The following is a 13589-nucleotide window of genomic DNA, read 5'->3' as shown; positions in this document are numbered from 1 at the left end:
TAAAATCGCATTATTATTAAAGGGATTTGTATTTTATGATAGATTTATTTGGAATAAAAGTAGATGCGTATATCGTAGCAATTACAATATTTGTTTTTTTTCAATTTTTTAGAGCCGGTCTTAGAAAAATACTATTAAATATCGTAAAAAAAACAACTAATAAATTTGATGATCAATTAGTTGATTCTGTAAACAAACCAGTAGATTTTTTGTTTATAATTGTTGGTGCAAAATTTGCTATTGATGTATTGTTTTTAAGTGATGATATAAAATATTTTTTAGGTCAAATTATAAGAACAGGAATCATAGTAGTTCTTTTTTGGGCTATACTTAATGTGCTTACTACATTAGCCCAAAATATACATAAAGTTACAAATAAATTCGGAGATAAAGTTAGTGTTCATGTTGCTAATTTTGTTATAAAATCAATTAGATTTTTTATCATGATTCTTGGTGCTATTGCAGTGCTTCAAGAGTGGGGATATAATGTAAGTGGTTTTTTAGCTTCAATGGGTCTTGTTGGTATGGCTTTAGCCCTTGCTGCTAAAGATACTGCAGCGAATCTTTTTGGTTCATTAGTGATATTTATTGATAAGCCATTTCGAGTAGGGGACTGGATTAAAACACCTCAAGTTGAGGGAACTATTGAAACTATAGGAATCAGAAGTACAAAGGTAAGAACATTTGCTCAAGCTCTTGTAACAGTTCCTAATGCAACACTTGCTAATAGTGCGATACTAAACTGGTCTGCTATGGGGAAAAGAAGAATCAAAATGAACTTAGGTGTTACATATGATACACCTGGTGAAACAGTAGAACAAATAATTAAAGATATCAAAACTATGTTAGAAAGTCGTGATGATATTGATCAAGAAACAATACATATCTATTTTAGTGAATTTGCTTCAAGTAGTTTAAATATTTTTTGTTATTACTTTACAAAAAGTACTAATTGGGGTGAATTTATGAGAGTAAGAGAAAATACATATTTGGAAATCATAAAAATAGTAGAAAAAAATGGTTCAAGTTTTGCATTTCCAACGCAAACTTTACATATCGAACATGATAATACAGTAGAATAAAAAGGGTAAAAATGATAAAAATAGCTTTAATAGGACAACCAAATGTTGGTAAAAGTTCATTATTTAATAGACTTGCTAGAAAAAGAGTAGCAATAGTAAGTGATGTTTCTGGAACAACAAGAGATGTTAGAAGAAGAGAGATAGATATCAATGGTCGTGAAGCTTTGATGCTTGACACAGGTGGTATTAGTAAATCAAAAAATGAGATTATGGAAGATGGGAGTGAGTTTAAGATTTTTACAAATGTAAAAAGAAAAGCTGTAGAGACTGCAAAAGAAGCGGATATCGTTTTATATATGGTTGATGGTAAAAATATCCCTGATGATGAAGATAGAAATTTATTTTATGAGTTACAAGCTTTAGGGAAAAAGTTAGCTTTAGTTGTTAATAAAATAGATAATGATAAAGAGCTAGAGAGACTTTGGGATTTTTATGAATTTGGTATCAATGATGATGAGATGTTTGGTATCTCTGTTTCACACAATCGTGGTACAAAAAAACTTTTTGAATGGTTGTATGAACAGCTTCCTCCGAGTAAAGAAGAGTTAGCAGAAGAACAAGCTAAAACTATTTCAGACAAAGAGATGGATTTGTTAGTGGACCCTATTGAAGTAGCTGAAGAACCAGAAGAGGTTGATCCAAATCATATTAAAGTGGCTATTATTGGAAAACCAAATGTTGGTAAAAGTTCTATTTTAAATGCTTTAATTGGTGAAGAGCGTTCAGTTGTAAGTCCGATTGCTGGAACAACAATTGATCCTGTTGATGAAACTTATGAAGTGGGAGATAAAAAAATCACTTTTATTGATACTGCTGGATTAAGAAGAAGAGGAAAAATTCAAGGGATTGAAAAATTTGCACTAATGAGAACAGAAGATATGTTAGCACAGGCTAATATAGCTTTAGTAGTACTTGATGCAAGTGCTCCTATAAGTGATCAAGATGAGAAAATTTCTGGACTTGTTGATCAGTTTGGATTAGGTGTTATTATTATTCTTAATAAATGGGATGAAAATATGGATACTTTTGAAAAAATTTCAGAAGAGATTCGAGGGAGATTTAAGTTTTTATATTATGCTACAATAGTTGCAGTATCAGCAAAAACTGGTAGAAATGTAAAAAAACTTGAAGAAAAGCTATTGTCAATTTATGACAATTATCATAGACGAATACCAACATCAGATTTAAATAAAACTATTGAGATGGCGATTAGAAGACACTCTTTACCAAGTCCAAATGGAAATAGATTAAGAATCTATTTTGCAACGCAATTTGATGCCAATCCACCTACTATTGCTGTCATTATGAATAAACCAAAAATGTTGCATTTTTCATATAAGAGATATTTAATTAATTTTATAAGAGACAATCATAACTTTGAAGGAGTTCCAGTTAGAGTTGTGGCAAGAGGAAGAGGGGAAAGAAGTGCTGAGCAGGAACAATTTGAAGCTACATATCAAGAGTTTCATTTACCTACAGATTTTATACTTTCTAAGTTTGAAGAGGAAGAGGGTGATTTTGAATATAACGGAGATTATTAATCTCTGTTTATATGATAAGTTTTTATCACGAGCATAAAAAAAGGGTGGAGTTTTAACTCCACCCTTTTTTATATCATTTTATTATGATATAAAACTATTTACCAGCTTTTACAGATTCTTTAAGTTTAGCACCAACTTTAAATTTTGCTACAGTAGATTCAGCAATTTGAATTTTTGCACCTGTTGATGGATTGATACCTTCTCTAGCAGCTCTTTTTGAAGTACTAAATGTACCAAACCCAATGAATGCAACACTATCACCAGCAGCTAATGCTTCAGTAATTGTTTCAAGTGTAGCTTCTATCGCAGCACCTGCATCTTTTTTAGTTAAACCAGCTTTATCTGCAACAGCAGCAATTAAATCACTTTTATTCATATTGTTATCTCCTATATTTTTGTTCTTTGGTAAATAATATCAAAAGAAACTTTAATTCATATTTAAAGTTCTCTAATTTAGCTTAAAAATTGTAAATTATGTTAAAATAGCTTATGTTTACCTATAAATCAGCACTTTCAGCACTTTATTTTTCAGTTTTTCTATATTTTGAATATCTAGGATTAAGAATAGAATTTTTAAATACTAGTTTTGCTTTATTAGCAATTTTTTCTTTGTATGTACTTACAAGAAAAGAGTTATTTGCAGTTGGGTTTATTGTATCTATACTTTGGTTTTGGTGGATAGGTTATAGTTTTATTTATTATGATTTAATATATTTTGTACCTATAGTTTTGATTGCTATTGGTTTTGTGTATGGAGTTTTATTTTATAGTATAGGACTTTTTAACAATATACTCTATAAAATAGGGTTTATTTTTGCAATAAGTTTTATTGAACCTTTTGGTTTCAATTGGTTTAAATTTGAGCTCCCTTTTATCTATAGTTATTTAGGAACTTCAAAAAGTGAATTTTTTCTTATATTGCTTAGTTTAGGGTTATTTTCATATTATAGAAAGATCTATAAGAAAAGAAGTATATTGCTTCTCTTTAGTATACTTCTTAGTTTATATTTTTATAATAAATTTAATATAAAAACAATACAAGAACCCTCTTTAAAAATAGTGAAGTATTCAACCCAAATAGAACAAAATAAAAAATGGAATGTTAGGTATAAAGAGGAGATTTTAGAAGATAATTTTGATGCAATTGAAAATGCTGTAAATAAAAACTTTGATGTAATCGTTTTCCCTGAAACTGCTTTTCCTCTTGTTTTAAATAAAAATGAAATTATGGATGAAAGACTTAGACTACTATCTTATAAAATTTCCGTTGTTACTGGTTCTTTGTATTTAAAAGATGGATTATATTATAACAGTACATATTTTTATCAAAATGGAGATCGTCAAGTTGCTCATAAAGTTGTTTTAGTACCTTTTGGTGAAGCAGTTCCTATGCCTGAAAAAATAAGAAATTTTATAAACGACTTTTTTTATAATGGCGCTAAAGATTATGAAACTGCGAAGAAACCAACAAGTTTTATGATTAAAAATACAAAATTTAGAAATGCTATATGTTATGAAATAACAACTGATGAAATTTATGAAAACCTTGATACTCCTTATGTGATAGCAATTTCAAATAATGCTTGGTTTACTCCATCGATACAACCAACCTTACAAAAACTTTTGATGCAATACTATAAAAATAGGTATAATTTGTATTATATTGATGTTACAAATAGATAGAATTATAGAAACATAAGGTTAAAGTATAGTATACTTAGAGATGTTCTATACTATAAAGGAGCTTCTATGAATATTGAGCTAATTAAAACATTAAAAGTATTATATGTAGAAGATGAAATTGCATTAAGAGATATTACAAGTAGTTCAATTGAATCAATAATTACGAAACTGGTTGTGGCAGATAATGGTAAAGAGGGATTGGAAAAATTTAAGAATGAAGAGTTTGACCTAGTTATCACAGATTTATCTATGCCTGTAATGGATGGATTAACAATGATAAAAGAGATACGAAAAATTAACACTACAATTCCTATTGTAGTAACAACAGCTTTTGGAAGTCAAAATGAAGAGGTTGAGACTTTAAGAGATATAGGTATGAATGCTTATGTTATGAAACCCGTAGATGTAATGAAACTATTAGAAACAATAGATGAGTCTATTTCCCAATAAAATAGGTATATAAACTCATAATAAAAATTATTGCAAAGATGGTGATAAATACATCTTTTGTTTTTACTGTTGGATTCAAGATGCCACAATATGGGCATCGTCTTGTTTTTGTTTCTACTTCACTTTTACAGTTTCTACAAGGTTCTAATTTTTTTTCTACCATTTTTAAACTTTAAGTATAAATTTCATCTAATAAACTATCTACAAACTGATCGGGACTAAACTCTATCAAGTCATTTTGCTTTTCACCAATACCAATGTAGAAAATAGGTAGTTCTAGTTGATTTGATATTGAAAATAGTGCACCACCTTTTGCTGTTCCATCTAGTTTTGTTACAATTATTCCATCGATGTCTATCATCTCATTAAATGCTTTAGCTTGTGCAATAGCTGTATTTCCCTGTGTTCCATCTAAAATCATAATTTTTTGATGAGGTGCACCCTCTTTAGCTTTATTACAAACTTTTACAATTTTTTTCAATTCATTGGCTAGATTTTTTTGCGTTTGTAATCTTCCTGCTGTATCAATTATGGCATGGTCAATATTTTTAGAAACGGCTGAACTAATTGTATCATAAGCAACAGCACTTGGATCGTGGCCATGTTTTGTTTTGATAATTGGCACATCTAATTTATCTGCCCAAGTTGCAAGCTGTTCAATTGCAGCAGCTCTAAAAGTATCTCCTGCACCTAACAGAACACTTTTCCCAGCATTTTTATACATATTTGCTAATTTTGCAATAGTTGTTGTTTTACCAGCACCATTTACCCCAATAATAAGTTCTATATATGGTGATGGCAAGGTTGTTTTATCAATAATAGGAGCATGTTCAAAAAGCATTACAAGACGGTGTTTTAACTGTGCTCTAGTAATTAATTCAGGAAGACCATCCATCGCTTTTTCAATAATCTCATATTCCATATCTGCTTCGATTAAAATCTCTTCAATTACATCAAACTCGATTTTTTCTTTTTTGACAGGAATAATAGTCTTTAAGTTTCCAACAGTTTTTTCTAATGCACGAGAGAAAAAGCCCTTTTTATCAATTTGTTCTTCTTGTCTTTCTTCTATTTGTGATTGAGTATTTTCTTCTTTTGAAGAATTGTCATTTTTTTTCTTAAATAAATTAAACATTATTTCATCTTTATTGTTGTACTTATATCATGAAAAAGCATCTCTTCTGGCTTCATACCGATGTAGTATTGTACATATTTCCCTTGTTTATTGAATAATACCATGAATGGGATAGAACCTGAAGGATTCAGTTCACTTACTGCACCAAACAATCTTTTTGCTATCTCACCTGAAACAATTGGATATGTTACATTAAACTCTTTTTTAAACTCTGCTAAATGCTCTGCTGAATTTAATCCTCCACCTCTTGGACCTACATCAATCGCTAAAACTTCAAAATCTTTTTTTAATTTACTTCTAATTGTATTCAAGTGAGGAATTTCTGCTTTACATGGAGGACACCATGTCCCAAAAAAGTTAAGTAAAATTACTTTATCTTCTAATCCTTGAAATTCCCAACCCTCTTTTTTCATAATAATAGATATCTCTTTTCCTGATGTTGTTTTAAGATTGAATTTTGGTGTTGTTTCTTTTTCAGATTCAACTACGACATTTTCTTCTATTTGCTCTTTTTCTCCACATCCTGTGATAAGCAATAGTGCTAAAAAACTCAATATCGTAATTTTTTTAATCTTCATTTTTAGTTCCTTCTGATAAAATATATATGGATTTTATCCTAAAAAGGCTTAGATATGTCACTGATAAATAAAGCTAGTTTTAGAAAGTTAGCTTTAAAAAGATTACAATTTTTTAGTAATGTTGGAAAGATTAAAAAAAATAAAAATATATGTTTAAAAATACAAAAAATTATTGATTTTCACAGACCTAAAAAAATATTGCTTTATATCCCTTTGAGTTTAGAAGTGGATGTAATGCCTATTATTACAGAATTAAGAAAAAGAAAAAATGTTGAGGTTTATGTTCCTTTTATGAAAGGTGATTCATTTGTTCCTGTGTTGTTTCGATTTCCACTACATGTAAAAAAATTTGGTATTAAAGAGCCAAATTTCTCTACTTTTAGAAATAATGAAATTGCATTAGATATGATTGTTGTTCCAATTGTAGGAATTGATAAAACATATAGAAGAATAGGTTTTGGAGCAGGTATGTATGACCGATTTTTTGAAAGACTTAAATATAAACCAATCACTATTTTTACTCAAATAAAACTTTGTAAAACAAATAATATTGTAACTTCAGATCATGATATAGAGCCAGATTATATAATTACATCATAAAGGTTTATAAAATGGAGATAGAGATAATAATATTTGTTTCTGTAGTATCGATAATTGTATCTGTTATTAGTGTTTTTGTAACAAATAAACTTAATAGTGCAAAATTTGATATTTACACAGAAAAAGCTATAGCTACATCAAAAGTTATAGAGCACGAGGCACAAAAAATTTTAAACGATGCTAAACATAAAGCACGAAGAGATTATGAAAAAGAGTTTAAAAAGTTAAAAAAAGATTTAGAATCAAAACAGAATGAATTAGAGTTGTTTATCGATCAACAACTCAATCAAAATAAAAAAGATACTCAAATAATATCAAATGCAAAAACTGAAGTACAATCTTTAAAATTGGGATTAGAATCACAAAAAAAGATGTATGAATCTAAAATAAAAAAAGTTGAAAAGATATTAGAAAATGCAAGTGGCTTAACAAAAGCAGAAGCGACTACTTTTATGCTTGATCAAGTAAAAGAAGATAATAGAGCTGAGATAGCTTCTCTATTTCGAAAAGAATATAAACTTGCAAAAGAAGAGTCAACAAAAGAGATTAACAATATTTTATCAGTTGCAGTAAGTCGATATGCAGGTGAATTCGCAGCTGAAAGATTGATAAATCATATTCCTCTTCCTGATGATGAAGCAAAAGGAAAAATCATTGGTAAAGAGGGACGAAATATCAAAGCTTTAGAGTTTTGTTTGGGTGTTGATATTATTATAGGAGATATTCCAAATACCATAACTGTAAGTAGTTTTAATCTTTATAGACGAGCAATTTCTACAAGAACAATAGAATTACTTTTAAAAGATGGGCGAATACATCCTGCAAAAATAGAAGAGGTTCACAATACTGTTAAAAATGAGTTTGATAAAAATATTGACAAAGAGGGTGAGGAAACAATAGCTGCCCTTGGAATCAAAAATATGCATAAAGAACTTGTTTATTTAATAGGAAGATTACGATACCGTGCAAGTTATGGACAAAATGCTTTAGCACATACCTTGGAAGTTGCAAATCTTGCAGGTTTAATAGCTGCTCAGCTTGGTGGAGATACTGTTTTAGCACGAAGAGCAGGACTTTTACATGATATTGGAAAAGCTTTAACACATGATGTTCCTGGAAGTCATGTTGATATTGGTGCTGATTTATGTAAAAAATTAGGAGAACCAGAAGAGGTTATTAATTCAATCTATGCGCATCATGGACATGAAGAAGCTTCTAGTATCGAATCAGCTGCTGTTTGTGCTGCAGATGCATTAAGTGCAGCACGACCAGGGGCTAGAAGAGAAGTTCTTGAAAGTTTTTTAAATAGAGTTGAAGAGATTGAATCTATTGCCACAAGTAAAGAAGGTGTAATAAATACTTATGCTATAAATGCAGGAAGAGAACTTAGAGTGATTGTTAATGCAAAACTTGTAAATGACGATGAATCGATTTTAATGGCAAATGAGATAGCAAAAGAGATTGAAGATAAAGTAAAGTATCCAGGAGAAATAAAAGTAAGTGTAATTAGAGAATTGCGTTCAATTGGATATGCTAGATAAAAATGCTGAAATAAAAAAGGAAAGTTTTATTCTTTTCCTTTTTCATATTTTAAAGAGTAAAATTATTTTTTAATAGTCATTAAATAGTTAATAACAGTATCGATAAATGCATCATGTTTTCTCTCTTTTAGATAAGCGATATAAAGTTTTCTATGCATTTTAATTTCAGGGAGTCTTGACTCAAATAAAATTCCGTGTTTAACATATTCTTTAATAGCATGAGTAGATACAATAGAAACAGTAGGAACATCATCTTTTGAACTATGTAAAATTGTTTGCATAATTGCTGTAGGTGATGAAGCTTCACTCACCATATTAAATGTTTCACAGTCTTGCATATTTGATTGTTCAAGTGCATCTTTAAAGAGTCTTCTTGTATGACTATTAGGATTTCTGCAAACCCATTTATAAGATTGTAAATCTTCATTTTTTACTCTTTTTGGAAGTTTTTGATTTGAAAAAATTACGATTTCATCTTCGAGCCATTCTCTATATATAATGCCATCTTCAAATACAGGTGACTCAATAAGTGCCATATCTATTTTTTTGTCTTGTAAAGCTTCTATTGATTTATCACTTGAATCTAAAGTTACACTCACATCATTATTTATTTTTGCTTTTATATCATTAAGAAATGTAGGTAAAATATAATTTCCTATAGCATGAGAAGCTCCAAAAACAAAAGTAATATCCTTGTTAATAATTTTTAATAATTCTTTTTCTCCATTTAAAACTACTTTTTCAATTTTCTGAGCAATTGTAAATAACTTTTCTCCCTCTTTTGTTAAACTAATTCCATTTTTTTTTCTATCAACAATTGTCGCATCAAGATATGTTTCTAAAAATCGCATTTGCTGAGTAACGGCTGGTTGTGAAATTCCTAGTTTTGCTGATGCTTTAGAAAAAGATTTTTCTTTGACAACAGTTAGAAATGTATTTAGTTTTGTAAAATCTGATAACATAATTTACCTCTTTAAGTTTTTATAATAAGAATAATAACATATATTAATATAAATAATGATTAGTTATTAGAAAAAGTAATGAATAAATTAGCCAAAAATTCTTTATATTGTTCCTTTATTAATTAAATGGTATAATAAAATATATTAGATGAAAGAAGTATTATGTTATCTACTTTAAACGAATCACAACAAAAAGCTGCACAGCACATCGATGGTCCTATGCTTATACTTGCGGGAGCAGGAAGTGGGAAAACAAAAACAATCACAACGAGACTTGCTTATCTTATCTCCATTGGTATAGATCCATCTTCAATTTTGACGCTTACTTTTACAAATAAAGCTGCAACTGAAATGAGAGAAAGAGCTTTTTCAATGATAGATAAAAATACCTATCCACCATTACTTTGTACTTTTCATAAGTTTGGATTACTTTTTTTAAAGTTTCATATCTCTCAATTAGGTCGAAAAAACAATTTTGTTATTATTGATAGCGATGATAAAAAGCGTATTTTAAAGTCAATTGATAAAGAGACTACAACAGCAGTATTATCATCAGAGATTTCAAAATTTAAAAATTCAGTAGTTTCTATTGCTGAAGCAAAAGCATCTGCACAAGATAAACTTTATATGCAAATTGCAGATGTATATGAAAAATATGAGAACTATTTGGAACAAAACAATTTGGTGGATTTTGATGATTTAATTTTGTTAACATATAAAATTTTGTCTACAAATAAAGAATTAGCGAAAGAAACAAGCGAAAAATACAGGTATATTATGGTTGATGAGTATCAAGATACTAATGAATTACAATATATGCTATTAAAAAAACTTTGTGATCAACATAACAATTTATGTGTTGTAGGAGATGATGATCAGTCTATTTACGGTTGGAGAGGTGCTACAATAAAAAATATTCTTACTTTTGGTGAGACATTTGAAAATACACTTATTATTAAGCTGGAAGAGAACTATAGATCTACAAATAAGATACTTTTTCATGCCAATGCATTAATTGAACATAATCGTGATAGATTGGGGAAAAAGCTTGTTGGAACTCGTGGTGAGGGAAACTCTATACGGGTATATGAATCGCAAGATGAAAATGAAGAAACAAGAAAGATAACAGAAGATATTAAAAAACTTATATCTAATGGTGAATCAGCAAAAGATATAGCTATTTTATATCGAGTTAATGCCTTAAGTCGTGCTTTAGAAGAGGGTCTAAATCGTGCAAATATTCATTATAAACTTGTTGGTGGACTAAAATTTTATGAACGAGCTGAAATTAAAGATTTGATTGCTTATTTTAGGGTCATTACAAATGCCAATGACAACTTTTCTATAAAAAGAATTATCAATAAACCAAAAAGAGGTATTGGGAAGATGACTATTGATAAGTTAGAACTCGAATCTCATAAAAAATCAAAATCTATGTTTAGTATTATAAAAGAGTATACACCAGATGAACTAACTGTATTGGTTGGTAAAAAAAATTCTCGTACTTTAAAAGTATTTATGGCATCAGTAGAAGACTTACAAGATGTGCTAGAAGATACAAAAATGAGATTTATTGATCTTTTTGAAGATACATTTGATTTCAAATCTACCTATGCTAAAGTTATAGATGCAGAAGATAGATTAGCAAATATTGATGAATTTTATGGATATTTACGGGATTTTTTTATTAAGAATATTGATTTAAATTTGGAAGACTTCTTAAATGAAATATCTTTAGAAAGTGCAGCAGATGCTATAAGTGATGAGTATATCTCTTTGATGAGTATCCATGCAAGTAAGGGATTAGAATTCAAACATCTTTTTATTGTAGGGATGGAAGAGGGCTTTTTCCCATTAGTTGGAGATGGCAGTAATATAGAAGAGGAAAGACGATTAGGATATGTAGCTATCACACGAGCTTGTGATGAATTGACTATGAGTTTTGTTCATAGTAGATTTTATAAAGGTCGAAGAACACAATTAGTAAAAAGTCGTTTTTTAACAGAATCTGATTTGATTAAAGGAAGTTTAACAATTGAGAAAAACTCTGCATTTAAAAAAGATGATTTAGTGAAACATAAAATCTTTGGTATGGGACGAATTTTGAGTGTTCAAAAAGCAGGTAAAGATTTAAAATTGAACATCAATTTTGGTGGGATGAAAAGAGATATTTTATCTTCTTTTGTTGAAAAAATATAAGGGATAAAATTGAATAGGTTATTTGTAGTTAAAAAACCAGTTTTTATAAGTAGTAATTTTTATTTAAATAGAATCAAGAGAAAATACAAAAATAAAAAAGCAGGTTTTAGTGGAACACTTGATCCCTTTGCTTGTGGTAGTTTAATTGTAGCTTTTGGTCAATACTCTAAACTTTTTCGTTTTTTGAAAAAGACTCCAAAATCTTATAAAGCTACAATTTTTTTAGGAGCTCGAAGTGAATCTTTAGATATTGAAAATGTTTATAGTATAGAAAAATCTCCTGTATTAGAAGAAACTTTTATAAAAGAACAATTAACAAGCTTACTGGGAACATTAGAATATTTACCACCTAAGTATAGTGCTAAAAAAATTAATGGTCAAAGAGCTTATAATCTTGCTAGAGAAGGGATTGATTTTGAAATGAAAAAAATCATATCAGAAGTCTCAAGTGCAAAGTTTATAAATTACTCTCATCCTTTTCTAACTTTCGAGTTAACAGTAAGTGAAGGAAGTTATATAAGAAGTATGGCTCAAATATTATTAGAAAGACTCAAAAGTGTCGGTACACTTTCTTATTTGGAACGATTACATGAGGGTGAGTTTTTTTATGACAATGAAAAGTCACTCAACCCTTTAAAATATTTAGATCTTGAAGAAAATACTTATACAGGTACAAAAGAATGGTTTGATATGGGAAAAAAATTGAATATAGAATATTTTGAGAATAAAACTGATGGTGAATATTTAATTGTTTTTGATACCTTCTTTTCTGTTATCGAAATAAAAGATAATGAGCCAAAATATATTTTAAATAAAGTTCTTTTAAATGACTAAAAAATCCTATGCAAAAGTAAATATATTTTTAAAGATAACTGGTAAAAGAGGTCATTATCATGAGATTGCATCTCGTTTTGTACGGGTAAAAAATCTTTACGATACAGTGATTTTTGAAAAATATGATGGCAGAGGTTTTGAATTAGAAGGTGATTTTGGTTGTAAAACAGAACAAAATACAATATATAAAGCATATATCAAACTAAAAAATTTGTTCCCTAAGGTAGAAGATTTTTTTGCATCTTATAAAGTTGTAGTCGACAAAAAAATTCCAGAATTTGCGGGACTTGGTGGTGGAAGTTCTAATTGTGCGACTTTTATGATTATGGTAAATGAGGTTTGTAATTTAGGATTAAGTAAAGATCAACTTTCTAAAATTGCTTTAGAGATAGGTGCGGATGTTCCCTTTTTTATTTATGAGTATGATAGTGCCAATGTGACAGGTATCGGTGAAATTGTTAAAAAATTTGAAGAAGAGTCTTTAGAGATTAGAGTATTTACACCAAAGGTACAATGTGATACATCATCAATTTTTAAAAAATATCGTGAAAAGTATTATTTAGAAAACACACAAGAAAAAATTTCTAATTTATTTAGTCAAAAAAGTATTGATATCTTTAATACTTTAGATATAAGCGAAGCAAATGATTTATATTTACCTGCTTTAGATATTTATAATAAATTAGTTCCCTCTTTCTATGATCTTCCCCAAAATAGCTACTTTAGTGGTTCAGGAAGTAGTTTTTTCTATTTTATTAATAAACTATAAACTTTTAAAACACTCATTTTTCCATTTTTATTATCTAAAACTATCAAAAGTTACATAAAGTTACATATGTTACAACTTTAAATTTCAAATATGACATAATTTATCTTAATTACGCTAAACACCTATAAATAGGCTTATTCTGGATGTTTTTAAGTTTTTATAAAGTTTGTAAAAAAGAAATAAATTGTTTTATGTGCATTTTCGTAACAAATGAT

14 protein-coding genes are annotated in these 13589 nt (G+C 28.7%); 9 read left to right on the top strand and 5 right to left on the bottom strand.

What is annotated here, in order from left to right:
- Positions 1-35: 35 nt before the first annotated feature.
- Positions 36-1082 carry a mechanosensitive ion channel family protein gene (locus ACMCMH_RS01650; protein ID WP_412726459.1) on the top strand — a complete coding sequence of 349 codons (1047 nt, stop codon included), beginning with the start codon at positions 36-38 and terminating at the stop codon, positions 1080-1082.
- A gap of 11 nt (positions 1083-1093) precedes the next feature.
- On the top strand, positions 1094-2623 hold the full coding sequence (gene der / locus ACMCMH_RS01645) for a ribosome biogenesis GTPase Der (protein WP_412726457.1): 1530 nt from the start codon (positions 1094-1096) through the stop codon (positions 2621-2623).
- Between the two features lie 94 nt (positions 2624-2717).
- Here der and ACMCMH_RS01640 read toward each other — a convergent pair whose 3' ends face one another.
- Positions 2718-2999, bottom strand: a complete 282-nt coding sequence (locus ACMCMH_RS01640) for an HU family DNA-binding protein (protein ID WP_412726455.1) — start codon at positions 2997-2999, stop codon at positions 2718-2720.
- Between the two features lie 113 nt (positions 3000-3112).
- Between ACMCMH_RS01640 and lnt the strand changes: the two genes are divergently transcribed.
- Positions 3113-4306 (top strand): apolipoprotein N-acyltransferase, encoded by a 1194-nt coding sequence (gene lnt, locus ACMCMH_RS01635; protein WP_412726453.1) that lies wholly within the window; start codon positions 3113-3115, stop codon positions 4304-4306.
- Between the two features lie 66 nt (positions 4307-4372).
- Positions 4373-4756: a response regulator gene (locus tag ACMCMH_RS01630; RefSeq protein WP_412726451.1), complete on the top strand. Its 384-nt coding sequence runs from the start codon at positions 4373-4375 to the stop codon at positions 4754-4756.
- Here ACMCMH_RS01630 and ACMCMH_RS01625 read toward each other — a convergent pair.
- Genes ACMCMH_RS01625 through ACMCMH_RS01615 form a run of 3 tightly spaced genes read right to left on the bottom strand, consistent with a single transcriptional unit; the run spans position 4743 to position 6469 of the window.
- Positions 4743-4919: a hypothetical protein gene (locus tag ACMCMH_RS01625; RefSeq protein WP_412726449.1), complete on the bottom strand. Its 177-nt coding sequence runs from the start codon at positions 4917-4919 to the stop codon at positions 4743-4745. The two genes, ACMCMH_RS01630 and ACMCMH_RS01625, sit on opposite strands and share 14 nt — an antisense overlap.
- Positions 4920-4928: 9 nt before the next feature.
- Positions 4929-5891 (bottom strand): signal recognition particle-docking protein FtsY, encoded by a 963-nt coding sequence (gene ftsY, locus ACMCMH_RS01620; RefSeq protein WP_412726447.1) that lies wholly within the window; start codon positions 5889-5891, stop codon positions 4929-4931.
- Positions 5891-6469 (bottom strand): TlpA family protein disulfide reductase, encoded by a 579-nt coding sequence (locus ACMCMH_RS01615; RefSeq protein ID WP_412726445.1) that lies wholly within the window; start codon positions 6467-6469, stop codon positions 5891-5893. Before ACMCMH_RS01615 ends, ftsY begins: the two co-directional genes overlap by 1 nt.
- Before the next feature lie 54 nt (positions 6470-6523).
- Between ACMCMH_RS01615 and ACMCMH_RS01610 the strand changes: the two genes are divergently transcribed.
- Both ACMCMH_RS01610 and rny read left to right on the top strand, forming a co-directional pair.
- Positions 6524-7069: a 5-formyltetrahydrofolate cyclo-ligase gene (locus ACMCMH_RS01610; protein WP_412726443.1), complete on the top strand. Its 546-nt coding sequence runs from the start codon at positions 6524-6526 to the stop codon at positions 7067-7069.
- 11 nt (positions 7070-7080) lie between these two features.
- The gene (rny, locus tag ACMCMH_RS01605) at positions 7081-8610 is read left to right on the top strand and encodes a ribonuclease Y (RefSeq protein WP_412726441.1); all 1530 of its coding nucleotides are present in this window, start codon (positions 7081-7083) and stop codon (positions 8608-8610) included.
- A 62-nt stretch (positions 8611-8672) separates the two neighbouring features.
- Here the strand turns inward: rny and ACMCMH_RS01600 are convergent, their stop codons facing one another.
- Positions 8673-9572, bottom strand: coding sequence for a LysR substrate-binding domain-containing protein (locus tag ACMCMH_RS01600; RefSeq protein WP_412726439.1), 900 nt, complete (start codon positions 9570-9572; stop codon positions 8673-8675).
- Between the two features lie 162 nt (positions 9573-9734).
- Between ACMCMH_RS01600 and ACMCMH_RS01595 the strand changes: the two genes are divergently transcribed.
- The 3 genes from ACMCMH_RS01595 to ACMCMH_RS01585 are packed head-to-tail and all read left to right on the top strand — an operon-like array spanning position 9735 to position 13374.
- Positions 9735-11771, top strand: a complete 2037-nt coding sequence (locus ACMCMH_RS01595; protein ID WP_412726437.1) for an ATP-dependent helicase — start codon at positions 9735-9737, stop codon at positions 11769-11771.
- Between the two features lie 9 nt (positions 11772-11780).
- Complete coding sequence (gene truB / locus ACMCMH_RS01590) at positions 11781-12605, top strand: tRNA pseudouridine(55) synthase TruB (RefSeq protein ID WP_412726435.1); 825 nt, start codon at positions 11781-11783, stop codon at positions 12603-12605.
- Positions 12598-13374 (top strand): 4-(cytidine 5'-diphospho)-2-C-methyl-D-erythritol kinase, encoded by a 777-nt coding sequence (locus tag ACMCMH_RS01585; RefSeq protein WP_412726433.1) that lies wholly within the window; start codon positions 12598-12600, stop codon positions 13372-13374. The genes truB and ACMCMH_RS01585 overlap by 8 nt, the downstream gene beginning before the upstream one ends.
- The last annotated feature ends 215 nt before the right edge of the window (positions 13375-13589 follow it).

The sequence above is a fragment of the Arcobacter sp. 15-2 genome, assembly GCF_047159865.1.
Classification (GTDB): Bacteria; Campylobacterota; Campylobacteria; order Campylobacterales; family Arcobacteraceae; genus JAIOSF01.
Note: the sequence above shows the minus strand (reverse complement) of the source record. Positions and strands in the feature narration are given on the sequence as shown.

Excerpts from the sequence above, each read along its gene's own strand:
- ACMCMH_RS01650 (WP_412726459.1), top strand. The coding sequence starts at position 36 with ATGATAGATTTATTTGGAATAAAAGTAGATGCGTATATCGTAGCAATT.
- der (WP_412726457.1), top strand. The coding sequence starts at position 1,094 with ATGATAAAAATAGCTTTAATAGGACAACCAAATGTTGGTAAAAGTTCA.
- ACMCMH_RS01640 (WP_412726455.1), bottom strand. The coding sequence starts at position 2,999 with ATGAATAAAAGTGATTTAATTGCTGCTGTTGCAGATAAAGCTGGTTTA.
- lnt (WP_412726453.1), top strand. The coding sequence starts at position 3,113 with ATGTTTACCTATAAATCAGCACTTTCAGCACTTTATTTTTCAGTTTTT.
- ACMCMH_RS01630 (WP_412726451.1), top strand. The coding sequence starts at position 4,373 with ATGAATATTGAGCTAATTAAAACATTAAAAGTATTATATGTAGAAGAT.
- ACMCMH_RS01625 (WP_412726449.1), bottom strand. The coding sequence starts at position 4,919 with ATGGTAGAAAAAAAATTAGAACCTTGTAGAAACTGTAAAAGTGAAGTA.
- ftsY (WP_412726447.1), bottom strand. The coding sequence starts at position 5,891 with ATGTTTAATTTATTTAAGAAAAAAAATGACAATTCTTCAAAAGAAGAA.
- ACMCMH_RS01615 (WP_412726445.1), bottom strand. The coding sequence starts at position 6,469 with ATGAAGATTAAAAAAATTACGATATTGAGTTTTTTAGCACTATTGCTT.
- ACMCMH_RS01610 (WP_412726443.1), top strand. The coding sequence starts at position 6,524 with ATGTCACTGATAAATAAAGCTAGTTTTAGAAAGTTAGCTTTAAAAAGA.
- rny (WP_412726441.1), top strand. The coding sequence starts at position 7,081 with ATGGAGATAGAGATAATAATATTTGTTTCTGTAGTATCGATAATTGTA.
- ACMCMH_RS01600 (WP_412726439.1), bottom strand. The coding sequence starts at position 9,572 with ATGTTATCAGATTTTACAAAACTAAATACATTTCTAACTGTTGTCAAA.
- ACMCMH_RS01595 (WP_412726437.1), top strand. The coding sequence starts at position 9,735 with ATGTTATCTACTTTAAACGAATCACAACAAAAAGCTGCACAGCACATC.
- ACMCMH_RS01585 (WP_412726433.1), top strand. The coding sequence starts at position 12,598 with ATGACTAAAAAATCCTATGCAAAAGTAAATATATTTTTAAAGATAACT.